Annotated in this window: 17 protein-coding genes and 1 tRNA gene; 8 read left to right on the top strand and 10 right to left on the bottom strand. The window is 64.5% G+C overall.

Annotated features, from left to right (window positions below; genetic code table 11):
- Window positions 1-4: 4 nt before the first annotated feature.
- The 5 genes from G503_RS0102535 to purF form a co-directional block, all read right to left on the bottom strand.
- Window positions 5-1,174: a DUF6273 domain-containing protein gene (locus G503_RS0102535; RefSeq protein WP_028026351.1), complete on the bottom strand. Its 1,170-nt coding sequence runs from the start codon at window positions 1,172-1,174 to the stop codon at window positions 5-7.
- Window positions 1,174-2,199: a hypothetical protein gene (locus tag G503_RS0102540; protein ID WP_028026352.1), complete on the bottom strand. Its 1,026-nt coding sequence runs from the start codon at window positions 2,197-2,199 to the stop codon at window positions 1,174-1,176. The genes G503_RS0102535 and G503_RS0102540 overlap by 1 nt, the downstream gene beginning before the upstream one ends.
- Before the next feature lie 363 nt (window positions 2,200-2,562).
- Window positions 2,563-2,841, bottom strand: a complete 279-nt coding sequence (locus G503_RS0102550; protein WP_028026354.1) for a type II toxin-antitoxin system RelB/DinJ family antitoxin — start codon at window positions 2,839-2,841, stop codon at window positions 2,563-2,565.
- 117 nt (window positions 2,842-2,958) lie between these two features.
- Window positions 2,959-3,414 (bottom strand): hypothetical protein, encoded by a 456-nt coding sequence (locus G503_RS0102555; protein ID WP_028026355.1) that lies wholly within the window; start codon window positions 3,412-3,414, stop codon window positions 2,959-2,961.
- Between the two features lie 99 nt (window positions 3,415-3,513).
- Window positions 3,514-4,908: an amidophosphoribosyltransferase gene (gene purF, locus G503_RS13280; protein WP_035021559.1), complete on the bottom strand. Its 1,395-nt coding sequence runs from the start codon at window positions 4,906-4,908 to the stop codon at window positions 3,514-3,516.
- A gap of 213 nt (window positions 4,909-5,121) precedes the next feature.
- Between purF and G503_RS13285 the strand changes: the two genes are divergently transcribed.
- From G503_RS13285 to dapF, 5 genes are all read left to right on the top strand, one after another.
- Window positions 5,122-6,321, top strand: coding sequence for a class II glutamine amidotransferase (locus G503_RS13285; RefSeq protein WP_084636216.1), 1,200 nt, complete (start codon window positions 5,122-5,124; stop codon window positions 6,319-6,321).
- A 5-nt stretch (window positions 6,322-6,326) separates the two neighbouring features.
- A complete protein-coding gene (locus G503_RS0102570; protein WP_028026356.1) occupies window positions 6,327-7,841 on the top strand; it encodes a glutamate synthase-related protein in 1,515 nt (504 codons plus the stop codon).
- Window positions 7,842-7,855: 14 nt separating this feature from the next.
- Window positions 7,856-8,632 carry a GltB/FmdC/FwdC-like GXGXG domain-containing protein gene (locus G503_RS0102575; protein ID WP_084636217.1) on the top strand — a complete coding sequence of 259 codons (777 nt, stop codon included), beginning with the start codon at window positions 7,856-7,858 and terminating at the stop codon, window positions 8,630-8,632.
- A gap of 83 nt (window positions 8,633-8,715) precedes the next feature.
- A complete protein-coding gene (locus G503_RS0102580; protein WP_028026358.1) occupies window positions 8,716-10,809 on the top strand; it encodes a glutamine synthetase III family protein in 2,094 nt (697 codons plus the stop codon).
- A gap of 37 nt (window positions 10,810-10,846) precedes the next feature.
- On the top strand, window positions 10,847-11,836 hold the full coding sequence (gene dapF / locus G503_RS0102585; protein ID WP_084636230.1) for a diaminopimelate epimerase: 990 nt from the start codon (window positions 10,847-10,849) through the stop codon (window positions 11,834-11,836).
- Between the two features lie 158 nt (window positions 11,837-11,994).
- Here dapF and G503_RS0102590 read toward each other — a convergent pair whose 3' ends face one another.
- Window positions 11,995-13,212, bottom strand: a complete 1,218-nt coding sequence (locus tag G503_RS0102590) for an LL-diaminopimelate aminotransferase (RefSeq protein WP_028026360.1) — start codon at window positions 13,210-13,212, stop codon at window positions 11,995-11,997.
- Between the two features lie 270 nt (window positions 13,213-13,482).
- A tRNA-Pro gene (locus tag G503_RS0102595) sits at window positions 13,483-13,559 on the bottom strand.
- Window positions 13,560-14,201: 642 nt separating this feature from the next.
- Here G503_RS0102595 and G503_RS0102600 point away from each other — a divergent pair.
- Both G503_RS0102600 and G503_RS0102605 read left to right on the top strand, forming a co-directional pair.
- Window positions 14,202-15,824, top strand: a complete 1,623-nt coding sequence (locus G503_RS0102600) for an FAD-binding protein (protein ID WP_028026361.1) — start codon at window positions 14,202-14,204, stop codon at window positions 15,822-15,824.
- A 155-nt stretch (window positions 15,825-15,979) separates the two neighbouring features.
- Window positions 15,980-17,401 carry a response regulator transcription factor gene (locus G503_RS0102605; RefSeq protein ID WP_028026362.1) on the top strand — a complete coding sequence of 474 codons (1,422 nt, stop codon included), beginning with the start codon at window positions 15,980-15,982 and terminating at the stop codon, window positions 17,399-17,401.
- Here the strand turns inward: G503_RS0102605 and G503_RS0102610 are convergent.
- The gene (locus G503_RS0102610) at window positions 17,398-18,726 is read right to left on the bottom strand and encodes a coproporphyrinogen III oxidase family protein (RefSeq protein ID WP_028026363.1); all 1,329 of its coding nucleotides are present in this window, start codon (window positions 18,724-18,726) and stop codon (window positions 17,398-17,400) included. The genes G503_RS0102605 and G503_RS0102610 overlap by 4 nt on opposite strands.
- 220 nt (window positions 18,727-18,946) lie before the next feature.
- The gene (locus G503_RS0102615) at window positions 18,947-20,386 is read right to left on the bottom strand and encodes a response regulator transcription factor (RefSeq protein WP_028026364.1); all 1,440 of its coding nucleotides are present in this window, start codon (window positions 20,384-20,386) and stop codon (window positions 18,947-18,949) included.
- A gap of 263 nt (window positions 20,387-20,649) precedes the next feature.
- On the opposite strand from G503_RS0102615, the gene G503_RS0102620 reads away from it, so the two are divergent.
- Window positions 20,650-22,317, top strand: a complete 1,668-nt coding sequence (locus tag G503_RS0102620; RefSeq protein WP_028026365.1) for an FAD-dependent oxidoreductase — start codon at window positions 20,650-20,652, stop codon at window positions 22,315-22,317.
- A 142-nt stretch (window positions 22,318-22,459) separates the two neighbouring features.
- On the opposite strand, the gene G503_RS0102625 is transcribed toward G503_RS0102620, so the two are convergent.
- Window positions 22,460-24,139 (bottom strand): FAD-dependent oxidoreductase, encoded by a 1,680-nt coding sequence (locus G503_RS0102625; protein WP_028026366.1) that lies wholly within the window; start codon window positions 24,137-24,139, stop codon window positions 22,460-22,462.
- Between the last annotated feature and the right edge of the window lie 48 nt (window positions 24,140-24,187).

The following is a 24,187-nucleotide window of genomic DNA, read 5'->3' on the forward strand; positions in this document are numbered from 1 at the left end:
GGGCTTAAACGCTGAAGCCAGGCACTATGCCCTTTGGGTAGTCTGCGTCGTCACGATAACTCGGATCGCCATCAGAAAATACGGCACCAAAGAGTTCCGTATTCTTTGGACGAGGAGACCGCTCCCACCAACCCATGGAAGATCCATCGTAATTCCTCACTAAGATTGAATTAGAGCTATTTGGATCAACTATCAAGTCGCGGAAGATTTTGTACTCAGCGCCTTCTGCATTGAGTACCGCATCATATTGGGAGTCTCCGACATCAAACTGCGCATATGCATCAATCTTTCCGCAAAGTTCCGTCGCTGAAAAGAGCCACAACCTGTCGGATGTGATCGAAACAGAGGACACGCTCTCCGTCTGGCCCACGTTGTTGGTAAGCTTGTCGACGGGAACTATGACCGAGGCTAAATCGTTCGGAAGGAGGTCCAGACCCTCGCTGTTCAGGAACACTCGCATCTGAGAGCTCTCCCAGCCACCCGCATTGGTTTCCGACGGATTCATGGGAGCCTCAGCGATACAGTCACCAAAGATGAAGGTGATGCCGGCCTTGCCGCCGCTCGTCTTGTCGTCGTGCGCGAAGCCGACGATCTGCACGGTGGTCTGCGTGCCGTCGGCGAGCGTCACCGATTTCACCTGCGTGCCGTCGAGCCTACCGTCGGGCGTGCACAGATTGTACTTCTTCGCCACATCGACGGCCGCATCCTCGCTGCCCGCCGCCGCGATCTCGTTGGATATCTGCGACAACTCGTCCCATGTGTAGGCCTCCACCGCCGACTTCACGGCGACGGCCGCCTGCGCGGTCTGCGCATCGTCAGTCTGCGCGCTGCTACTGTCAGTCTGACCGTCGCTTTCAGCAACGGAACCACTCGGCTGCTCGCTCTGCGCGGGTGCCGGAACGTCCACCGCCTTCTTGGGCTGCACGCCGGCGAGCCCGAACCAGTTGGTGGCGAATCCGGCTATCAGCACAACGACGATCACCGCTGCTGCAGCGATGCCGATCACCTTGGGGCTCGCCTTCTTAGGCGCGAGCGCCTGCGCCTGGGCCGCGCCCGCAATCTGCGTGTCTGCCTGTGTTTGAGCGCCAGCCTGGCCACTTCCGAGCTGCGCCCCACAATTTATGCAGAACGCTGCACCTTCCGCTACTTCATTTCCGCACTTCGGACAATACATCACTCAACTCCGTTCTCCTCAAATGATTCACGAGCCGTCTCGCCGAAAGAATCCCAATCTATGGATAAGTTCTTAGGGTCTTCGAAATAATCCAGGGCAGATATCACTCCGTCGCACAGTTCACCGCCCTCAACATCAACGTCCGCCAATGCGACATCCGCTTCACTTGCGTCTTCTCTGTTTTGCCTCTTTTCGATATGCGTCTGCACAGTTGATGCCACTCGCTTAATTCCCCCTGCTATTGGCTTTATATCGAGCAAGCCAATTCCGCCAAACAATGGTCCCGGAAGCGCATCGACAAGCTTTTTTCCGATGCCCCTCGTTGCTCCTTGTATTGCATCGTCTCGAGCCTTACGGACTTTTTCCCTTGTCTCATCGTCCCACAACTTCTCTGCGGCGGCTTTGACGCGAGGGTCGATCGTGTCGTCAGCTTGAATGCGAAAAAGGACATCGCCGAGGATTGTCTGCCTTTCACACCCGTACGGAAGAGGTACGTTAGCTATTTCCCTGAAGAGGATGTCGAAAACAGCTGACATCGGGGTGGCCACAACGAGGTTGTTGAACGAGTTGTCAAAATAGTGATGGCGTCTGATTAAAACATCCTCAAACTCATAGACACTCATCTTATCGGGCAGCATGATTTTCATTTCGCATCCGCTCTTCGCCTTGCGAAGTACGTAGGTCTTATGTTCAAGCACGCCAAGGAAAGTTGAAATCCAGCCGCTCGTCTCGCCTGCGTCGCGGAGCTTTATCTTCGTTCTACGGTTTCGGACCATCTGGGGTGTTATACCGAGTTTCCTGGCTAGCATGAAATCCGTTAACTGCTCCCCCTCGACGCGCTGTGATTCTCTGTCGAAGAAGTCGAACATTCGTAGATCGATTTCAGCCTTTGGGGTCGTTCCAAAATTCCCCCTGTAAAACAGCTCTGCGAGCTCGTAGAAATAGTCGGCCGCGTTTTCATTCTCGAACCGAACGCCGCAGAAGGTTCCGTGCGAGGAGTCTTGGATGTTTCCGTTCGCGCTCATCTCTGCTCCTCTCTGCGAAGGAGCAGGACGGAATAGGGCGCAGTCGCCCGGCTGCTCGCTATTTCGTTGTGATGGGTTGGGTGATGCGGGACACGTGTCCGCGATAAGGGAGCTCTAGCGCACGAGGCAAGAAGAGGTCTTAGTGACCCCCCCCAGGCAATATGTTCGCGCTTCAGAATCTGCATGAGTGCAAGTTTACCAAACTTGCACAAGGCCGCAAGGGGCTTTCCGCTGATGAAATCGATAAGGTCGTCGGGGAGTCCAGCCGCGCACGGTCGAGCCCGCTGGAAAGCGAATCAGACGCTTCTTTGGTCGAGCTCATGCCGCACTTCCTCCCTGAAGCGATTTCGTAGACAAGAGAGTTTACCGCACGAAGGGAACCATCGACTTGAACATGTCATCGAGGGAATCATATCCGGTAACACCGGAAGCTAGCATTTCTCCGATCTCCCTTATTGCCTCCAGTGACTCCCTATTCGGCTTTGGGTAAGCAAGATTGAGCGGGATACGCTGCTCTCGAGCAATCTGGCAATAGAACGCCCCCGTGACGGAGGAAAGATCGAATCCGAAGTCCTCGGCAATCGAGGCAGCAGCCTGCTTCGTGGCCTCATCAACTCGAATGGTAACAGATACGGTGGTCATAGCTGCTCCTTGCATGTCGTAAGACAATACTACTAGTACTACCTCGTCTCACCATATTCAAGGGACAGACGATATGAGCAGAACGCTGTGAGCCCTGCTCGCCACGAGCCGCCGCGCCTAGCTGAACGTGCGATCGGCGGGAACCGCAAGGCCGGCGGCCGTTAGGGCTGCGGCATCTAGGGCGATGAGCACGACGTTCTCGTCGGCAGCTGCCAGACAGTCGGCCAAGTTAATGTCGGCGTAGAAAGCGGCGCGCTTCTCGTCGTCGCCATCGGCCAGGACGATGACGTGGGCGCCGGCGAGAAGCGGGGCGGCGTGCTCGGCGGTGTCCTGCTCCAGCACGCGCACCTCCCCCACTTCCCGCCCCGCCTTGGTCAGGGCCGAGGCCAGATCGAGAGCCAGGTTCTCGGTGGTGGTGGCATCGGCGGGATCGGCCGCCACCATGAGCAGGCGCGGTTGGTCGGGCCACACGTCGGCCAAAGCCTCGGCCAGGCCGGTGTCCTTCAGTGTGGCGAAGCGGTACAGGCCGCGAATCTCGTAGTCGCAGGGCTCCACCGCCAGAAAAGTATGCATAGCGCGCCTCCTCGGTTCGAGTTTTTGCGCCAGCGTACCACAAGCTGCGCGAACCCATTCATAGGCGTTGCCGCTACCCCATAGGAAAGCCCTGGGGAATCAGGATATCGGGTAGGTTCCCGTGAAGCACGCCTCGCACCACCCCTGGTGGCGCGCTCCGCCGACGGCCCGGTGCAGCCCTTCAAGGGAGATGAACGCCAAAGAGTCGCTGCCGATCCAGCGGTTCATCTCCTCCACCGAGCGGTCGGCGGCCAGCAGCTGCTCGCGCGTGGCCGTGTCGATGCCGTAGAAGCAGGGCCAGCGCACCTCGGGGCTCACGATGCGCAGGTGCACCTCGGCCGCCCCTGCCTCGTAGAGCATGGCCACCAGCTGGCGGCTCGTCGTGCCGCGCACGATGCTGTCGTCGATGACCACGAGGCGCTTGCCCGCGATAACGCTCGGCAGCGGGTTCAGCTTCAAGGTGATGCCCCGCTCGCGCATGGCCTGGGTGGGCTGGATGAACGTGCGTCCCACGTAGTGGTTCTTCACGATGCCGAAGGCGTAGGGAATGCCGCTCGCCTCGGCGTAGCCCACCGCCGCCGGCGTTCCCGAATCGGGCACGCCGAGCACCAGGTCGGCCCCAACGGGCGCCTCTTGCGACAGAATCGCCCCCATGGCGCGGCGGGCCTGGTACACGCTCTGCCCGTCGATGACGCTGTCGGGGCGGGCGAAGTACACGTACTCGAAAATGCAGGAAGCGCGGCGCGGCGCGGCAGGACCGCTCTCGGCATCGAGGCCGTCGCGCCCGAGGCGCACCACCTCGGCCGGTTCCACATCGCGCACATAGGCGGCGCCGGCGATATCGAGGCCGCAGGTTTCCGACGACACGACCCAGCCGCCCTGGGGCAAGCGCCCGATGCACAGGGGGCGGATGCCATGGGGGTCGCGGAAGGCGTAGAGGGCCTCGGGCGTGGCGAGAATCATCGCGTAGGCGCCCTCGAGCACCTCCATGGCATGGCGAATGCCCTCGCGCACCGAGCCGGTACGTCGCGTCGCCTCGGCGATGATGCGCGTCGCCACCTCGGTATCGGTGCCGGAGGCGAAGGCGGCGCCCTCCTGCTCGAGCGATGCGCGCAGCACCTCGGTGTTCAGCAGCGTGCCGTTGTGAACGAGGGCGATTTCCACCTCGTCGATGGACGACAGATGGGGCTGGGCCGCATCGCGCGAGGCGGCGGCACCGCTCGTGGAGTAGCGCACGTGCCCCACGGCCAGATCGCCGACGAGGGCGTCCATCACCGCATCGTCGAACACCTGGGTCACGAGCCCCACATTCTTATAGCAGCTCAGGTGCGCCCCGTCGCCCACGGCGATGCCGGCGCTTTCCTGGCCGCGATGCTGCAGTGCCTGCAAACCGTAGCCCGTCAGGCGGGCCACATCCTCGCCCGGGGCGTACACCCCGAACACACCGCACTCCTCCTCAAGGGCATCGGGCATCTCGCGCACAACGGTTTCCATGGATCGCATCGCTCCTTCAACGACGGTAGGGCTGCTCGTCTTATCGGCGGTTTCCCATGGTAGCCAACTCATACGCGCGCAGGGGCGCGCGAGGCGCAGAGGAAATACATCGGAAACAAGACTTGCACGAGGCGGAAACAAATCCGACCTTTCCGCGTAACCTTTCGTCCGTAGCATGGAGACGCTGGAAACCACGAACGAGGAGTCGCAGCTATGACACGCAGGAACATTCCCCGCGAGGGCGAGGTCCGCATCCCCTCGGGCTGCGCCATCGCGGGCATCATGGATCGAAGCGGCGCGCGCCACGACGGAGGCGACATCCTGCGCTCCATCGCGCTCATGCACGATCGGAGCAACGGGCTGGGCGGCGGGTTCGCCGCCTACGGCATCTACCCCGACTACGCCGACCTGTACGCCTTCCATATTATGTACGAGAGCCGCGAGGCCCGCGCCGCCGCCGAGGCCTATCTGGAGCACTTCTACCTCTGCGAGAAGCAGGAGCGCATTCCCACCGAGGATCACCCGTCCATCAAGAATCCACCGGACATCTGGCGCTACTTCATGGCGCCCCATCCCATGCGCCTGGCCGCGAGCGGCCTGGACGAGGCGGAATACACCATGCAGCACGTCTTCCACATCAACGGGAAGATCGAGGGCGCCTTCGTGGCCTCGTCGGGCAAGGACATGGGCGTGTTCAAGGGCGTGGGGTACCCCGAGGACATCGGCGCGTTCTACCGCATCGGCGACTACCGCGCCTGGGCCTGGACGGCTCACGGGCGCTTTCCCACCAACACGCCCGGCTGGTGGGGCGGGGCGCACCCCTTCACCTTGCTGAACTGGTCGGTCGTCCACAACGGCGAGATTTCCAGCTACGACGCGAACCGCCGCTACGTGGAGCAGTTCGGCTACGACTGCGAGCTGCAGACCGACACCGAGGTGATCACCTACCTGTTTGACCTTCTGGCCCGCCGCCACGGCCTGTCCCAGCAGATGGCCGCCCACATCATGGCAGCCCCCTCCTGGCGCGAGATCGACGCCATGGAACCCGACCGGGCCGCCTTCGAGACGGCACTGCGCACGGTGTACGCCAGCGCGCTCGTGAACGGGCCCTTCTCCATCATCGTGGGCTCCGAGGAGGGGCTTTTGGCCCTGAACGACCGCTTGAAGCTGCGGGCGCTCATGGTGGCCGAGAAGGGGCCGATGGTGTATCTGGCCAGCGAGCAGGCGGCCATCCAGGTGGTGTGCCCCGACGCGGAGAACGTGCGCTCCATCGAGGGCGGCATGCCCTTCGTCGTGCAGCGCGACGATGTTGCGGCCGCCAAGGCCGGCGAGGCCGCGGAAAACCGGGCGGTGCGCGACTGGCCGCTGGAACACGAAGTGGGCGTGCTGCCCCGCAAGAGAAGGGAGGTGTGAGCGCCATGGATGCTACGACCAACTGCGTGCTCCCCCGCTACCGGGTCGTGCGCGACGAGGCGGCCTGCACCGGCTGCGCCCAGTGCGTGCGCTCCTGCGCCAACGGCGTGCACCGCCTGCGGAAAGACTCCGATCGCATCGTCATCAACTCCCGCGCCTGCGTGAACTGCCAGCGCTGCGTGGTGTTCTGTCCCGAGCTGGCCCTGACCATCCAGCCGTGGCCCCAGGTGGGCACCGGCTCGTCCACCTGGACGGCCGAGGCCATGGCCGACATCGCCAAGCAGGCCCAGACCGGCGGCGTGCTGCTGTCGTCCATGGGCACGCCGGCGCCCTATCCCATCTACTGGGACCATTTGCTGCTGAACGCGAGCCAGGTGACCAACCCCTCCATCGATCCTCTGCGCGAGCCCATGGAGACCCGGGTGTTTCTGGGCAGTCGGCCTGAGATCCTGAAGGTGAACGAGCGCGCCGGCCAGGTGGTGGAGCCCCTGCCGCCGCAGCTGAAGCTCGATGTGCCGATCATGTTCTCGGCCATGTCCTTCGGCTCCATCTCGCTGAACGCCCAAAAGGCCCTGGCCCTAGCCGCCGCCGAGCTGGGCACCTTCTTCAACGTGGGCGAGGGCGGCATGCACCGCGACCTGGAGCCCTTCGCCGACCACGCCTTCGCCCAGGTGGCGTCGGGGCGCTTCGGCGTGGATGCGCACTACCTGAACACGGCAGCGGCCATCGAGATCAAGATCGGCCAGGGCGCCAAGCCCGGCATCGGCGGACACTTGCCCGGGGAGAAGATCAACAGCGAGGTGTCGCGCACCCGCATGATCCCCGAGGGCAGCGATGCCATCTCCCCGGCACCGCACCACGACATCTACTCCATCGAGGATTTGCGCCAGCTCATCTTCTCCATCAAGGAGGCCACCGGCTACCGCAAGCCCGTGGCGGTGAAGATCGCCGCCGTGCACAATGCCGCCGCCATCGCCAGCGGCATGGCCCGCACCGGCGCCGACATCATCGTGGTGGACGGCTTCCGCGGCGGCACCGGCGCCGCCCCCAAGCGCATCCGCGACGCGGTGGGCATCCCGGTGGAGCTGGCCCTGGCCGCCATCGACCAGCGTTTGCGCGACGAGGGCATCCGCTCCACGGTGAGTTTGGTGGCCAGCGGCTCCATCCGCAACTCCGCCGACGTGGTGCGCGCCATCGCCCTGGGGGCCGACGCCTGCTCCATCGGATCGGCGGCCCTCATCGCCATGGGCTGTCACCAATGCCGCGACTGCTCGAGCGGCCGATGCAACTGGGGCATCGCCACCCAGCGTGCGGCACTCACCGAGCGGCTGCACCCCGAGGCGGCGGCCGAGCGCGTGGTGAACCTCGTGCGGGCGTGGACCGCCGAGATTCAGGAGATGATGGGCGGCATGGGCATCAACGCCGTGGACAGCCTGCGGGGCAACCGCCTGATGCTGCGCGGCGTGGGGCTCAACGAGAAGGAACTGGACATCCTCGGCGTGAAGTACGCCGGCGAGTAGGACGGGAGGAAGCCATGACCGACGCGACCGTTACCTTAAGCGCCGAGGAGACCGCAGCCGAGGCGCCAACGCCCGCAGCCGAGGTGACCTTGGGGCTTGCGCACTTCAAGGAAGCCAACGAGCAGGTGCGCGCCGCCCTCGCCCGCGCTGATGCAGTCACCATTCGCGAGGCAAACGCCCAGCGCTACCTGGGCTGCGCCCTTCCCGCGGGCAAGTCCCTCGACATCTTCGGCACACCCGGCAACGATTTGGGATGCTACCTGGACGGCGGCCGCATCGAGGTGTTCGGGAACGGCCAGGACCAGGTGGGCAACACCATGAACAACGGCGCTATCACCATCCACGGGCGCGTGGGAGATGCCGCCGGCTACGCCATGCGCGGGGGCACCATCCTCGTGCGCGACGACTGCGGCTGGCGCGCGGGTATCCACATGAAGGAATACGAGGCCAAGCGCCCCGCCATCGTCATCGGCGGGGATGCCGGCGCCTTCCTCGGCGAGTACATGGCCGGCGGCATCATCGTGCTGGCCGGCACGCCGGGCGACTACCTGGGCACCGGCATGCACGGCGGTGTGATCTACCTGCGCCATCCCTTAAGCACCGACCGCATCATGGACGGCCTTATCCAGGAACCTGTCGGAGAGGAGGATGTTCCCACCCTGACGGCGCTGCTTGATGCCTACGACGAGGCCTTCGCCGGGGAAAGCCCGCCCCTCGGCGGCGACCTGAGCAGCTGGCACCGCCTGCGCCCGGCCAGCGCCCGCCCCTACGGCGGCCTGTACGCCCACTAGGCCGATCCGCCGCTTTGCCCGTCGCTTTACTGTCGCTTCACCTGTATTCGCCCTGAGCACCGCCTACAGAAAAGGAGATTCCCATGACGAACGTTCCCGAGATCTACGGCTCCCTTGTGTTCAACGAGTCCACCATGCGCGAGCGCCTGCCCAAAGCCACCTACAAGCAGCTCATGGACACCATCAAGGAGGGCGCGCCGCTTGCGCCCGAGGTGGCCAACGTGGTGGCCCACGCCATGAAGGAATGGGCCATCGAGAAGGGCGCCACCCACTACACCCACTGGTTCCAGCCGCTTTCCGGCATCACCTCCGAGAAGCACGATGCCTTCGTGGACCCCACCTCCGACGGCCACGCCATCATGACTTTCTCGGGCAAGGAGCTCATCCAGGGCGAGCCGGACGCCTCCAGCTTCCCCTCCGGCGGCCTGCGCGCCACCTTCGAGGCCCGCGGCTACACCGCGTGGGATCCCACCTCCTACGCCTTCATCAAGGACGACGTGCTGTGCATCCCCACCGCCTTCTGCAGCTACACCGGCGAGGCTTTGGACAAGAAGACGCCGCTTCTGCGCTCGATGAAGGCCATCGAGACCCAGGCGCGCCGCGTGCTGGAGCTCTTCGGCGAGGAGGATGCGGGCCGCGTGGTGACCAACGTCGGCGCCGAGCAGGAGTACTTCCTCATCTCCGAGAAGGACTACGAGCGCCGCATGGACCTCATGCTCACGGGCCGCACCCTGTTCGGCTATTCCCCCTGTAAGGGCCAGGAATTGGAAGAGCACTACTTCGGTGCCATCCGCCCCACGGTGAGCGCCTACATGAAGGAGCTCGACGACGAGCTGTGGAAGCTCGGCGTGCCCGCCAAGACCAAGCACAACGAGGTGGCCCCGGCCCAGCACGAGCTGGCGCCCATCTACTCCGAGGCCAACCGCGGCATCGACGAGAACCTGCTCACCATGGAGAAGATGCGCCTTCTGGCCAGCCGCTACGGTCTGGTGTGCCTGCAGCACGAGAAACCCTTCGAGGGCGTGAACGGCTCGGGCAAGCACAACAACTGGTCCATCTCGGCGGGTGCCAAGAACCTGCTCGACCCCGGCGAGCACCCCATGGACAACCTGCGCTTTCTGGTGTTCCTCGCCGGCGTGGTGCAGGCCGTCGACGATTACCAGGAGCTGCTGCGCATGACCGTGGCCAGCGCCGGCAACGACCATCGCCTGGGGGCCAACGAGGCGCCCCCGGCCATCATCTCGATGTTCCTCGGCGACGAGCTGGGAGCGGTCGTGAACGCGCTCATCGAAGGCCGCGACTACAGCGAGGCAGACCGCGTGTCCATGGACCTCGGCGTAAGCGTGCTGCCCAACTTCCAGAAGGACAACACCGACCGCAACCGCACGAGCCCCTTCGCCTTCACGGGCAACAAGTTCGAGTTCCGCATGCCTGGCTCGGCGGTGAACCTGTCGGACGCGAACATGGTGCTGAACACGGCCATGGCAAAATCGCTGAAGGACTTCGCCGACGCCCTGGAGGGCAAGACCGGCGACGAGTTCGTGCAGGCGGCCTGGGATTACGTAAAGCAGACCCTGCGCGATCACGAGCGCATCATCTTCAACGGCAACGGGTACTCCGCCGAGTGGGAAGAGGAGGCCGCCCGTCGCGGCCTGGCCAACCACAAGACCACGGCTGATGCGCTGCCCTGCTTCGTGGCGCCGAAGTCCATCGAGCTGTTCGAGGAGTTCGGCGTGCTCTCCGAAAGCGAGGTGCGCAGCCGCTACGAGGTGAAGCTGGAGAAGTACAACAAGCTCATCAACATCGAGGCCCGCGTGATGCGGCGCATGATGCGGCGGCTGTACCTGCCGGCCATCAGCGCCTATGCCGCCAAGGTGGCCGACCACATCACCTCGGTGAAGACAGCCATGCCCACCGCCAACACATCTGCCCAGGAAGCCCAGCTCGCGCGTATTATGGACGGACTGAACGACGCCCAGGAGAAGTTCGACGCCCTGGCCGCCAAGCACAAGGAGATCGTGAAGATCGACGACGCCCAGACCGCGGCAAACGCCAACGCCCACGAGCTGCTGCCGCTCATGGAGAGCCTGCGCGAGACCGTGGACAACCTGGAGATTCTCGTGCCCGACAGCGACTGGCCCGTGCCGTCGTACAATGAGATCCTCTTCTATGCCTAGGCGCGCGCGACGAGATATTCAGGGAAAGGTGATGGCCATGGAGATAACGGGAGCAGGCGTTGCGGGTCGCTACCCCTTCGCGAAGCTGCACGGGCTCGGCAACGACTTCGTGTTCTTCGACGACCGTGACGAGACGATGGATGTGTCAGTTGACCAGGTGAAGCAGCTGTGTGACCGCCGATTCGGCATCGGAGCTGACGGGGTCATCCTCGTGCGGCCCGCTCACCTTGAGGGCTGCGATGGACTCATGTACTACATCAACGCCGACGGCACCTTGGCCCAGATGTGCGGCAACGGCGTGCGCTGCTTCGCGAAGTACGTGGTGGACCGCGGCATCGTGGACGCCGCGCGCGGCAGCCTGACCGTGGAGACCCTGGCCGGGCCGCGTGCCATCCGCTTCACGGTGGACGAGGCCGACAAGCTTGCCATGGCCCAGGTGGACATGGGCGCCCCCGTTCTGGAGGCCGCCGAGGTTCCCTTGAATGCCGCCGCGGCCGACGAGGCCTGCGCGGTGGTGCTGGAAGAGCGGGCGGTGCGCCCGTGCGACGGGCAGGCGCGTTCTTCCGCCACGACACTGACGCTGGCCTACCCCACTGGCCCCTCGTTCGCCTTCGTCGGCGTGTCCATGGGCAACCCCCACGCCGTGTGCCTCATCGACGACTGGGAGGCGCTGCCCGCCCATCTGTTCAAGGGCGGCGAGAAGTCGCTGGAGACCTTCGATGTGGATGTCGTGGGCGCCTACTTCGAGAGCCATCCCGCCTTCCCCGAGAAGACCAACGTGGAATTCGCCTGCGTGGATGATAGCGGCATCGCCATGCGCGTCTTCGAGCGCGGCTGCGGCGAGACCATGGCCTGCGGAACCGGCGCCTGCGCGACGCTGGTGGCCGCGGCCCTCACCGGGCGCTCCGAGCGCGAGAACGACGTACGCCTGCGCGGGGGCACCCTGCATATTCTCTGGGACGAGACCGACCACGTCATCATGACCGGCCCGGCCGAGGAGGCTTTCATCGGAGAGGTGGAGCTGTAACCCTCCGCGGCAGTCGGGCGCTCGCGCGAAGCCCCTATCCCCCGGCACGACAACGCCCCCGCAATCATGGCGAAAGCCGCGATTGCGGGGGCGTTTCACGTGCAGGGCCAGCTTTGAGGGCGCGGACGCGCGGCGGGGAGCGCGCTCGAGTGGTACCGCTACCCGAGGGCGCCGATCCGCTCCATGGCCCGCTCGGCGTCGGTGCGCTCGCCGAAGGCGGTCAGGCGCACGTACCCCTCGCCGGCCGGGCCGAACCCGGCCCCGGGCGTGGTGATGACGGCCGCCTCGCTCAAAAGCCGGTCGAAGAACTCCCACGAGCCCATGCCCTCGGGCGTCTTGCACCAGATATAGGGGCTGTTCACCGCTCCGTACACGGTGTAGCCGGCCGCCTCCAGCCCCTCCTTGATGAGACGGGCGTTGGCCCGATAGTAGGCGATGGCCTCGTCCACCTGGCGGGCACCCTCGGGCGTGTAGATGGCCTCGGCGCCGCGCTGGATCACATAGGAGGCGCCGTTGAACTTGGTGCACTGGCGGCGGTTCCACATATCGTGCAGGCTCTGCCCGCCGCGCACGAGGGCCCGCGGCACCACGGTGTAGCCGCAGCGGGCCCCCGTGAAGCCGGCCGTCTTCGAGAAGGAGCGGAACTCGATGGCGCAGGTCTCGGCACCGGGCACTTCGAAGATGGAATGGGGCACGTCGGCATCCACGATGAAGCGCTCGTAGGCCGCGTCGAACATGATGACCGCCCCGCACTCGTTGGCGTAATCCACCCAGGCTTGGAGCTGGCCGCGCGTGAGCACGGTGCCCGTGGGGTTGTTCGGACTGCACAGGTAGATGATGTCCACCGGCACCTCGGGCAGCGCCGGGCAAAAGCCGTTCTCGGCCGTGGTGGGCATGTAGACGATGTTCTCCCACCGCTGGGATGCCTCGTCGTAGTCGCCGGCGCGTCCGGCCATGGCGTTGGAGTCCACGTAGACGGGGTACACCGGGTCGCACACGGCGATGACGTTGTCGGTGGCGAAGATGTCGCCGATGTTGCCGCAATCCGACTTGGCGCCGTCGGAGATGAAGATCTCATCGGCATCGACGCTCACGCCCCGCGCCGCGAAATCGCCCTGGGCGATGGCCTCGCGCAGGAAGGCGTAGCCCTGCTCGGGACCGTAGCCGTGGAACGTTTCGGCCGCCGCCAGGTCGTCCACGGCGCGGTGCATGGCCTCGATGACTGCCGGCGCAAGCGGCCGCGTCACATCGCCGATTCCCATGCGGATCAGATCGGCATCGGGATGCTTCGCGGCAAACGCCGCCGTGCGCCGTGCGATCTCCGAGAAGAGATAGCTTCCCGGCAGTTTGCCGTAGTTCTCGTTGATATGGGCCATAACCTTGCCTTTCTCGCGGTTTTGCCCATTGTAGGCGGGCTCTGTTACCCGCAGGTTTCGGCTGCCCGAAACGGCCAGGATGCCATCCCCGCGAACGGCCCGTCAGCCCGAGCGCGCCCCTGGGCTCGCATCGGCCCGGTGCACCAGGGTGCCCGGGCTGGTGCGGGCCCCGTGCGGCCGAAACCGTGCCAGCGCGAGCCCTGCGGCCGAATGGAGCCGCTGAAAGCAAACAGGCTCTGACACCTTGCGATGCCAGAGCCTGAAACAAGCTGGTCGGGTTGACAGGATTTGAACCTGCGGCCCCTTGACCCCCAGTCAAGTGCGCTACCAAACTGCGCCACAACCCGTTGTGCGTTTAAGCCTCTGCTCAAACAGCTTGATTATAATAACCTTACCCCCGAAGCATTGCAAGAGGTAATTTTCCATTTTTGGCCCCAGCGGTGCCAACGTGCGCGAGAGGCTACCCATACAGCTCCCCCCCCCCGCCATCCTCGACAGCCTCGCGTCGGAATCTCACCCGGCCCGGCCGTTTTGCGGAGAAAATCACGGTTCTCGTACCCTCGCCGGCGCAGACGGCGCTTCGGAAATTCCGCGAACTGGGGAAACGCTCGCGTACTGTCCCAGGGGAAGGCGCTGTTCGCCCTGAAAACTACAAGAACCGTCGATTTCATCACATTTCAGCGTACCTCGCCACCTGTCAGCGCATCTCAGCGCTGTTCCCGTATGCGCGCCCGCTGCTCCCTCCCGCAGCGGAGGCTTCTTCATTTTCCCAGTTCATAGCCTTGGGTTATGGCGCGGGTTAGGCATTTAACCCAAAAGTTTCCCCTCGCCCGATGCGCCGCAGCGCGTTCGTCGGGCATGATGCGGGCCGTCAGAAGCGCTGAACGGCACGCGGTACCGCCGACGATCCCCAGGGATACCGGCCCCCGTTAAGCGCATCGGGAACGCGGCGCCTGAGAGAGCGCCGCCCATCTCTTAGGAGGGAAATCATGGAAGTCACCCGTCGCGATCTGTTCAAGCTCTCCGGTCTGGCCGCCGCTGGCGTCATGGGAGCCGGCGCCCTGGCCGGCTGCGCCCCGAAGTCGCCGGCCGCCGACGCCGGCCTTGCCGAGACCGGGGCCGCTGATGCCGGCCTGCCAGAGTTCCTGCAGGCCCCCGAGCCCATCACCGACTTCGCGGATACCAAGGAGTTCGACATCGTCGTCATCGGCGCGGGCGAGTCGGGTCTGGCCGCTGTGCACACGGCCCTGGAGGGCGGCGCGAAGGTGGCCTGCGTGCAGAACATCGGCACGGCTCAGACTACGGGCAACATGGGCGCATCGGTGGATACCACCAAAACCGACGAGGCCGGCATCCAAGCCTGCGTAGGTTTCCTCATGGAGAAGAACGCCTACCGTTCCAACCGCAAGCTTTTGGAGGCGTGGGCGCGCAACTCCTATGAAGCCGTGACCTGGTGGGCCGAGACGGCGGCGGCCGGCGGCGTGGAGTCGAAGCCCTACGATAGCGATCGCGAGTACAACGGCTATGCCTACTCGCTGCACGCCAACACCTACAACCATGTGGAAGGCGCGCACAACGCCGCCGCCCTGGTGATATGCGACGCTCTGGCCGCCAAGGGAGCCGAGTTCTTCTTCAACTCCCCCGCTGTGCAGCTGCACAAGGAGGGCGAGCGCGTTGATGGCGTTGTCTGCGAGACCGAGAACGGATTCGTGCTGTTCAAAGGCGCCAAGGGCGTCATCCTCGCCTCGGGCGACTGCTCGGGCAACCAGGAAATGCGCGACTACTACTGTCCCGACCAGCGTGGCTTCAAGGGCGCGAGTTCCTTCCGCGATGGCATGGGCATGATGGCCGGTGTGTGGGCCGGCGCCCAGATGACCCCGGTGAACCATTCGAAGATGGTTCACGGCGGCGGCGCGCTCACCCGCCTGGAGCTACCCTTCCTGAACCTGGACATCCACGGCAAGCGCTTCATGAACGAGGTCTTGTCCTTCGCCTATCTGAACAACCTCATGCGCGGGTATCTGGAGGAGTACGATTTCGAGAATCCCATGGCAGCGAAGTTCTTCACCATCATGCCAGCCAACTGGGTCGAGATCGGCGAGCAGTGGCAGGCCGCCTATCCCGGCGAGGTGAAGTTCAACGTGGGCAACATGAAGCTTCCCACCGAAGACCAGTTCGTTCGCGGTGAGACCTTTGCCGAGCTGGCGGCGAATATGAACGCCTACATGAAAGCCGATGAGTGGAATATCGACCCCATTGACGAGGCGACCATCGTCGAATCCATCGAGGCTTACAACGAGCTGTGCGCCACCGGGGTCGACGGCCAGTTCGGCAAGCGGGCCGCCTTCATGACGCCTATCGAGCAGGGTCCGTTCTTCGCGGTGCCCCGTGGCGCGAATATAGTGTCAGCGGTACTGGGCGGCCTGACCGTAGACGAGAACCAGCAGTGCCTGAATGCCGATGGCGAGCCCATCGAGGGTCTGTTCGCCGTGGGCAATGCCTCGGGCCAGTTCTATGGCGGCATTGACTACCCCATGGATGTGGAGGGCCTGTCGGTCGGCCGCGCCATCACCTCCGGCTACGTTACCGGCCGCTACGTGGCCGCCCTGTAGAGCCATCCCATCCCGTCTTTTCCCGTCCCTTCCCTTGCACAGCGCCCGCCGGCCTCCCTCCCCCTGGCGGGCGCTGTGGCCTTCCCGCATCGCGGGCGGCACGAGAAGCCTCCTCCTCGCGCCCATCGGGACGGTAGAGTCGCTATAATGGCCCCATGAACTCCACCGATCGCAAACCTCGCCCCTGGCAGCGCATCGATCATCTCGACCAGATGATCCCCTACCTGTTCGCTCTTGGCTGCGCACGAGCGTGGATGACGCTCACCTTCGCGGCCCCCGAGGGCATCGCCCTGTCCGTGGGCTTCGATCCCCATACGGTATTCGACTACGCCTATGCGCTGACGGGCATCCTGGCCACCCTGGCCGCGAGCCGCATCGCGCCGCTGCATGCTCAACCGTGGGCGCGGCCGGCAGCGCTGCTCGCGATGTTGGCGGCCTCGGCCTGCATGATCGGCGCTCCCGGCGCCGGCGATGGGGCGGCGCCCCTCCTGTTTGCGGGGGCCATCCTGGGCGCTTTCGGCTTCTGCACCACTCTGCTCATGTTCAATGAGGCCATCGCGCCTTTAAGCCTGGTGCGCATCGCCCTGTATATGGCGGCCTCCCGCTTTATTGCCGTGCCGCTTACCTACCTGTGCCAGGGACTAGTTGGCGAGCGCTTCTCGCTCATGCTCGTGCTGCTGCCCCTGCTCTCCCTGGCCAGCCTGACGCTGGCCTTCCGCCAGCTGCCCGAGCGCGACCGGAAGGCGGGTCCCTACCCGAAGTTCTCCTACCCGTGGAAGCCCTTGGCGGTGCTGTGCATCTATGCCTTTGCCTACGGCATGCGCGCCAGCCAGCTGCCGGCAGGGGCGGGCGTCCATTCGTCGCTCTCGACGGCCCTGGTCATGGGTGTGTTCTTTGTCATCGTGTACTTTTTCTCGAACCGTTTCAGCGTCAGCGTGCTGTTCCGCTCGCCGCTTTTGCTCATGGTGTGCGGCCTTCTGCTCATTCCCGCTGAGGGCATTCTGGGCACTGCGGCTGCGGGATACCTCATCTCCATGGGCATGACGCTGATGTCGCTGCTCGTATCGCTGCTGTTCTTCGATCTGTCGAAGCGCATGGGCGTAGCCGTCCTGGCGCTGACCGGTGCGATGTGCGTGAATCCGCTATTCACCATTTGGGGTGGAAACTGCGCCGATCTGCTGGCAGGCACGGGGCTGGCACCCCAGACCCAGGACATCGTTATCACCGTGGCCGTGGTGATGCTCGTGCTGGCGAGTACGCTCGTGCTGCTGTCGGAGAAGGACCTTGCATCGCGCTGGGGCGTCAAGCTGCTGGAAACCGAGAACCTAGCTGCCGACAGCCTGCGCGCCGAGGCCATGGCCGAGCGCTGCGATGCCGTAACGGCCCAGTACCATCTGAGTCCGCGCGAAGACGAGATCTGCCGCCTGATCGCCCAGGGCAAGACCAACGCCGAGATCGAACGCGAGCTGTTCATCGCGCCGGGCACCCTGAAGGCCCACATCCAGCACATCTACGTGAAGGTCGGCGTGCACAGCCGCAAGGAACTGGTGGCCCTCTGCGGAGGCGAGGCGGCCTAAGCGGCGGGGCGCCCATCGCCGAAGAGGAGCTCGCGCTCGGGGCCCGGCAGGTTGGCGCGGGCCTGCTCACGCAGGTTGTTCAGGCCGGCGAGGAACTGGCGGTACATCACCACGGTGAGATAGCGGCCCCGTGGCGTCAGCGTCAGCTCATCGGCGTTGTCGGTGGCAAAGGCCCCGTTCAGGCGTAGAAAGGCCATCTCCATGGGCAGCCCCGCATCCACGCTGCAGCCGAAGTCGGCCCGAAACTGTCTCTTGTCGAAGCGCAGGGCGTACAACTGCAGAAGGAAGCGATAGCGCATGAGATCGTGGCGCGACAGCGCCGTCTTCCCCAGCAGCGGCAGGCGCCCGGCCTCCACGGCGGCGCGGTACTCGTTCAAGCCGAAGCTGTTCACATACAAGTCGCCGCCCAGATGAGTGATCGATCCCGAGCCGATGCCCACGCACTCCTCGTAGGCCACGGCGTACTCATCCACCTCGAGGCGCTCCTGGGATTGGTTCTCCCCGTCCAGGCGATTGAACGTCCACAGGGTGCGCCGCTCAAAGTCTGGGCGCTCGCCGCCGGCCAGCGTCTCGTCGACGATCTCGTAGAAGCACCGCTCGCGGTCGTAGCTCAAAGGACCTAAGGTAGCGGCCATCTTCCTCATCGTAGCGTTGGACTGGTACAGGGGCGAGAACGTTGTCTGCTGGCAGCCGCAACTCGCGATGCGCTCCAAATCGCTACGCAGCACGGCTTCGGTCTGGGAGGGGAAGTCGAAGATCATGTCCACATTGAGCGACTCGAAGTACCCCGCAGACGCTCCGATGCGCTCGAAGATCTCCTTCCTGCTGCCGTATTTGTCGTAGCGATCCATCTGGCGCAGCAGGTCGTCGTCGAAGCTCTGCACGCCCACGGACAGGCGCTGCACGCGGCCGGCCAGCTTGTCCAGGTAGGCGGGAATAAGGTGGTTCGGGTTCGTCTCGGAGTTCACCTCGCGGATGGAGAACAGGTCGCGGGCCAGGTCGATGGTCTCGCACAGCTCGTCGATCATCACCGTGGGCGTGCCGCCGCCCACGTACAGACTCTCGAAGTCGTATCCGCGCTCGGCGAGCATCCGCATCTCACGGCGCAAGGCACTGAAGTACGGTCGCGCCACTTCTTCGCGGAAGGGATAGCGGTTGAAGCTGCAATAGGGGCAGAGACGCTCGCAGAAGGGCACATGGGCGTACAGGGTATAGATGCGGCCGGGCTCAGGATCGGGCAGGGTGATGCCCGGAGTGGGGTTTAAGGCCAGCTGGTCTTTCGTCATGGTGCGCACGACCGTAGTGAGGAAGCGCTCGGAAAGCATGGGGAATCTCCTTGGGGCTTGCGGAATGGGACGTCGCGAATCGGCGCCCTAGTCGTCCGATCCCCGACTGTGTCCATGATAGCACCGACTTGGTGAGCAAACCTGAGGTTGTCCCTCATCGTTATCGTGAGGTAAACCGCCGACCGGAGCGCGTCGCCTTCCGCGCCGCGCTCCGGTCTCGAGCTTCGCGCGGCAAATGCGCCGGCGAGCAGGGCTGTCCCTATTCCCAGCCGGGCTTGCCCACGCCGCCCTGCTCGATGGCGTCCAGCAGGCCCTGGCGGTCGGCGACGCCCAACTTGCGGTAGATGTTGCTCACGTGGTGCTTCGTCGTGCCCTGGGCGATGGACAGCTCGTCGCTGATATAGGGCACCGAGCGACCGCGGGCCAGAAGCACGATCACCTCCGACTCGCGGTTGGTCAGCTTGCCCATGGCAGCAATGGCGGCGCACTTCTCCTCCAAACTGGTGTCGGCCGCGCCGCTGCGAGGCGTGACGTAGAGCCTCTGCACATCGGCGATGGTGAAAAACAGCATGCCGATAATGGCCAGGACCAGCACGGCCAGCAAAAACACGTCGGTGTGCATCTGCGATGACCAGACGGGAAGCATGGGCAGCCAATCAGCGAGAAACGTGCCGGTGAGCGTACCCGTGCGCGCCACGAGAATGGTCACACCGAAGGAGGCTGCCACCGAGATGCGGCCGCGGAAGGCCACGTCAGTGGAAACGAGCATCATGAGCATGTCCAGGCAGTAGACGCCCATGATGATAAGGCCGCAGCCGATGAACGGGTAGGGCATCGGCTCTAGCAGCAGCAGGATCAGCCCGATGACCATCGCGGGAATCACGGGACGGTACAGGGCGGCGGCCTCCGAGGGCGCCTGGGACACCATCATGGAGAGGGTGATGGCACCGATGCCGCCGCCGGCCAAAAGCAGGGCCCTCGCCATGAAGTGCCCATCGTTGCCCGCGTAGGGGTCGAGCATCCCCTGGCTTGTGCCCCACACCACGCTGATAAGGAAGACGCAGAGCAGAAGGCGGCCCACGGGCACCGTTTTGGTATCAAGGGGGATGACCGACGGCTCGCGCCGCGGCTCGCTCTTACACGCCGCCAGAATAGCCGCCGACACTACCGGCAGCGCCGTCGCATAGCCGATAGCCACCGCTTTCGGCATAGCGTAGGCGATGAAGAACAGCACGAAGGCGAAGGTGTAGGACGCATAGAGGTGACGCCCCACGCGGCCGGTGGCCAGGGCGCTCCACAGCTCGCCCCACATAATAATAAGGAGGGCGTTGCCGAAAGAGGCCGCTGCCGCGCCGATCAAGAACAGCACCAAGGCTGCCGCGCCCGCGAGCAGGCCCAGACTGACCGGTATGAGAGCGGTGCCCAAGGCCGTGAGACCGCCGGCTAAGATAAACGAGTCGCGCCGGCTCAAGAAGGGCGCGAAGCGGCGCGAGAGCAGCACCACAAGCGCGTAGCTGGCGGTCATCAGTGCCAGTAAAATCAAAACCGGGTTTTCACCGGGAACCTCCGGCGATGCGGCGGCCACCACTTTGTGGGTGCAGAGCACAACCATCTGCCAGGCCTGCCAAAAGCCCAGACCCAGTAGGCGCCAATCGGCGAAGCGCGGCTCCTCGGCCCGCGTCCGATGCGTTGCGGACATCTTGGCTCCCTCCCTTTCCCTGGCCAAGTGTGCTTTCCCAATCTACCTTAAACCGCCCCTCTCCACAAGAAGTGCGAGGAAACTTATATGGGCCGTTTCGGCCCATTTTGCGCTCATGTGGGAAAATGTGCCGATTAGCTAGATGGCCCCAGCGGCCGGCAGAGGCATGATGCGCTGCGGGAGGGAACACAGCCGTACGGTTTGTGGATCCCCGAAAGAAAGGAAGCGGAGCGGAGGCGCTCCGCGAAACGGAAGGGGTTTCAATGTCTGAAATCACTAACAAGGGAATGTCTCGCCGCGCGTTCTTCGGCCTGGGCGCCACCGCCGCTGTGGCCGCGGGCGCCGCAGGGCTCGCCGGCTGCGCGCCGGCTGCCGAGACCAAGGACGCCGGCGCGCAGGGCGGTCAGATGGCCGCTACGGGCAAGGCCACCTATGAGTGGGAGATCGCGCCCGAGCCTATCACCGACATCGCCAGCACCGTGGACACCGACATCCTCGTGATCGGCGCCGGGCTGGCGGGCTGCGCCTGCGCCGCCGCGGCGGCCGAGAAGGGCGGCAAGGTGACCGTCGTGGAGAAGTCCTCCAGCTGGAACGGCCGCGGCGGCGGTTTCGGCGCCATCAACTCCCGCTATATGGACGAGCTGGGCATCAAGGTGGACAAGGTGAACGCCAAGCAGCACTGGATCGCCCAGTGCGCGAGTCGCACCAACGAGGACCTCATCGTGAAGTTCTTCAACAACTCCGAAGAGGCCTCCAACTGGCTGCTCGACAAGTGCGAGGCCCTGGGCGGCTCCGCCATGGTGGGCGCCTTCTACAGCCACGACGACGTGTACGCCGAGCAGCCGGGCTACCACATGCTCATGATTCCCGAGGAGGCCGGCCTGACTTCCACCGGTTTCGCCGGTGCCGAGCTGTGCTACCTGGACGCCGTGAAGGACGGTGCCACCTTCGTGTTCGATTCCCCCGCCGTGCAGCTTCTGAAGGACGATTCCGGCAAGGTGACCGGCTGCATCTGCGAGACCGCTGACGGATATGTGCAGTACAACGCCGCCAAGGGCGTCGTGCTGGCCACCGGCGACATCGGCGGTAGCCTGGAGATGTGCGAGGCCTACGCCCCCATCTGCGCTGAGTACGGCCAGCCCCGCAGCCAGTACACGCCCGCCGGCGTGAACACCGGCGACGGCCATAAGATGGGCATGTGGATCGGCGCCCAGCTGCAGGATCTGCCCTTCCCCACCATGATGCACCCCCAGGCCTTCTGCTGGTTCCACGGCCCCTTCCTGTTCGTAAACGACAACGGCGAGCGCTTCATGTGCGAGGACACCTGGGTGCAGGGCAAGTCGCTGGCCATCAACCGCCAGCCCAACGGCGAGGCCTGGTCGGTGTTCGATGCCAACTGGCCCACCGATCTGGTGAACGGCCTGCCCTATGGCGGCGGCATGTTCTGGGACAGCTTCCGCCCCTACGGCAGCGACCTGAACCTGGCCCCCGAGTACTTCAAGACCCAGATTCCCGCCTACATCGAGCAGGGTATCGCCTACGAGGCCGACACCATTGAAGAGCTGGCCGGCAAGATCGGCTGCGACGCCTCCACGCTTTCTGCCACGGTGGAGCGCTACAACGGCATGTGCGAGGCCGGCGAGGACACCGACTACTACAAGAAGCCCGTGTTCCTGACCCCGGTCAAGCAGGGCCCCTTCTACGCGCTGAAGGTCGGTCCCGCGCTTCTGGCTGTGACCGGTGGCCTGAAGTGCAACAACGACTTCCAGTGCCTGGACGCCGAGGGCAACGCCATCGAGGGCCTCTACGTGCTCGGCAATATCATGGGCGACATCACCGCGGTGGACTACCCCATCAACGTGGCCGGCAACAGCCACGGCCGCTGCATCACCTTCGGCTATATGCTCGGCCACGAGCTGGCCGAGGCCTAAGCGCCGACGACCCCCGCTGCCGGCGGCGTCCCCTCCCCTTCCGCCGGCAGCTCCCTCCAACCAAGAGACCCCCGATGCTCGGGGGTCTCTTCGCATAGGCGCTTGGAATGGGGTGTCGCGCGAAGGGGAGGGTGTTTCGCAGCTATTCCAAGCCCGCCAGCTGGCGGCCGATAAGGTAGCCGAAGGTCATGCAGCGCCCAAGGCTGTTGCCGGCGAAACGGGTGCTGTACTGGTTGGCGCAGAAGTCGCCCGCGGCCAGGCCGATGGCGTACAGCCCTACGATGGGCTCCTCGGTCTCGGTGAGCACCTGAGACAGCGCGTTCACATGCAGGCCGCCCATGCAGGCGAGGGACGCGGGCACGTCGTACTTGGTGGCGAAGTACGGGGCCGTCAGCTCGTGGAGGGTGGCGGGATTTTTATGGAACTCGCCATCCTCGCCTGCGGCGCAGTAGCCGTTGTAGGTTTCCACCGTGCGAGCCAGCACATCGGCGGGCAGATCGTAGGCGGCGGCGATCTCGTCAAGCGAGTCGGCCTTCATGAAGATCCCCTCTTCCACGAGTGCGTTCCACTTCGCCAGAAGCTCTTCGGGCTTCGCTGCCCAAGAGGGGTCGTCAGCGCGGTAGGAAATGGCGGGCAGCTGGCTCGCGTAGGACTCGTTCCACAGTGCCACCATAGTGCCCCCGGGCTGGTTGAACTGGGCGGCGGCGAAGTTCGACTGGCCTGCGTTCTCGTCGATGAACCGGCGGCCCGTGCTGTTCACCATCACATTTTTGATGCAGTTGGTGGATCCCCAGAACATCATGGGCGGATGGTCGCCGTTGTTCTGCATGGTGCCGCCCACCCACAGCGCCTGCTTGATGCCGCTTCCGTCGCCCATGTTGAACTGGGCCACCTTGTCGCCCACAGGGTTGTGGGTCACCATGGGGCAGAAGTACTCGAGCATGGCGGCATCTTGGCTGTAGGACCCCGTAGCGATCACGATGCCCTTGGTGCCGACGAACTTCTTCAGAGCACCGGTCTCGTCGGCAGCGATCACGGCACTCACGCGGCCGTCGCCATCGCGCACCAGCTGCTGGGAGGTGTGCTTGAAGCGAATATCGGCGCCCTTGTCCTGGATGTGGCCGAGCAGCGCGCCGAGCAGATCGATCTCGGGCACGAAGCCGAGGCCCAAATCCCCGTTGTAGGGATCCTGATCGATGGCGGAGGTGGGCTCGTTGGCCCCTCCAATGAAGATGATCGTGCCAGGGTAGATGCGCTCGATCACCTCGTCATCGGAGTGCTGAAGCACCGGATGCAGCCCGTAGGGCTCCACCACATCGGCAAACCAGTCGGCCGCCTCGCCCGAACGGTTCGCCCAGGTCCATACCGCCTGGCCGTCCATCTTGAAATTGCCGATGCTGAGGAAGTCCTTCACAGCCATGGGAACGTCCACCGGCTCGCCCTGCTCCAGCTGGGCCCGGGAGTTGAACATATAATGCGACCCGCCATTGGCATTGTAGGTGTCGTTTCGCTCGAGCACCGTGACGGACAGACCGCATTCGATGGCCGAGGTGGCTGCATAGATGCCCGAGGCTCCCAACCCGATGATGACCACATCGGACTCCACGGTCTCGGTGATCTGGTCCTCGGCGATGGGAGCCGGCGCGATCTCCCAGGGGCGTTCGCCGGCCGCAGGCGTGGCGGCGCCGTCTGCGCCGGCGGACGCGGACACATCTTCCCCGCTCTTCTCGGCCGCAGGCGCACAGCCGGTCAGGCCCGCCAGGCCCAGGGCGCCGGCCGCCAAGCCACCGGCAATGAAATGACGTCGAGTAAGTGCTGTCATGGTTCCCTCCTATGGTCTCCTTGGTAGTAGTCCACGATACGGCTCTCT

It is taken from the genome of Adlercreutzia mucosicola DSM 19490 (assembly GCF_000422625.1).
GTDB lineage: Bacteria > Actinomycetota > Coriobacteriia > Coriobacteriales > Eggerthellaceae > Adlercreutzia > Adlercreutzia mucosicola.

What these genes read in the sequence shown, in the direction of transcription:
- G503_RS0102605 (WP_028026362.1), top strand. Translation starts at nt 15,980, where the DNA reads ATGAACTCCACCGATCGCAAACCTCGCCCCTGGCAGCGCATCGATCAT.
- G503_RS0102610 (WP_028026363.1), bottom strand. Translation starts at nt 18,726, where the DNA reads ATGCTTTCCGAGCGCTTCCTCACTACGGTCGTGCGCACCATGACGAAA.
- G503_RS0102590 (WP_028026360.1), bottom strand. Translation starts at nt 13,212, where the DNA reads ATGGCCCATATCAACGAGAACTACGGCAAACTGCCGGGAAGCTATCTC.
- G503_RS0102625 (WP_028026366.1), bottom strand. Translation starts at nt 24,139, where the DNA reads ATGACAGCACTTACTCGACGTCATTTCATTGCCGGTGGCTTGGCGGCC.
- G503_RS0102540 (WP_028026352.1), bottom strand. Translation starts at nt 2,199, where the DNA reads ATGAGCGCGAACGGAAACATCCAAGACTCCTCGCACGGAACCTTCTGC.
- G503_RS0102570 (WP_028026356.1), top strand. Translation starts at nt 6,327, where the DNA reads ATGGATGCTACGACCAACTGCGTGCTCCCCCGCTACCGGGTCGTGCGC.
- G503_RS0102600 (WP_028026361.1), top strand. Translation starts at nt 14,202, where the DNA reads ATGGAAGTCACCCGTCGCGATCTGTTCAAGCTCTCCGGTCTGGCCGCC.
- G503_RS0102555 (WP_028026355.1), bottom strand. Translation starts at nt 3,414, where the DNA reads ATGCATACTTTTCTGGCGGTGGAGCCCTGCGACTACGAGATTCGCGGC.
- G503_RS13285 (WP_084636216.1), top strand. Translation starts at nt 5,122, where the DNA reads ATGACACGCAGGAACATTCCCCGCGAGGGCGAGGTCCGCATCCCCTCG.
- G503_RS0102550 (WP_028026354.1), bottom strand. Translation starts at nt 2,841, where the DNA reads ATGACCACCGTATCTGTTACCATTCGAGTTGATGAGGCCACGAAGCAG.
- G503_RS0102620 (WP_028026365.1), top strand. Translation starts at nt 20,650, where the DNA reads ATGTCTGAAATCACTAACAAGGGAATGTCTCGCCGCGCGTTCTTCGGC.
- purF (WP_035021559.1), bottom strand. Translation starts at nt 4,908, where the DNA reads ATGGAAACCGTTGTGCGCGAGATGCCCGATGCCCTTGAGGAGGAGTGC.
- G503_RS0102535 (WP_028026351.1), bottom strand. Translation starts at nt 1,174, where the DNA reads ATGTATTGTCCGAAGTGCGGAAATGAAGTAGCGGAAGGTGCAGCGTTC.
- dapF (WP_084636230.1), top strand. Translation starts at nt 10,847, where the DNA reads ATGGAGATAACGGGAGCAGGCGTTGCGGGTCGCTACCCCTTCGCGAAG.
- G503_RS0102575 (WP_084636217.1), top strand. Translation starts at nt 7,856, where the DNA reads ATGACCGACGCGACCGTTACCTTAAGCGCCGAGGAGACCGCAGCCGAG.
- G503_RS0102580 (WP_028026358.1), top strand. Translation starts at nt 8,716, where the DNA reads ATGACGAACGTTCCCGAGATCTACGGCTCCCTTGTGTTCAACGAGTCC.
- G503_RS0102615 (WP_028026364.1), bottom strand. Translation starts at nt 20,386, where the DNA reads ATGTCCGCAACGCATCGGACGCGGGCCGAGGAGCCGCGCTTCGCCGAT.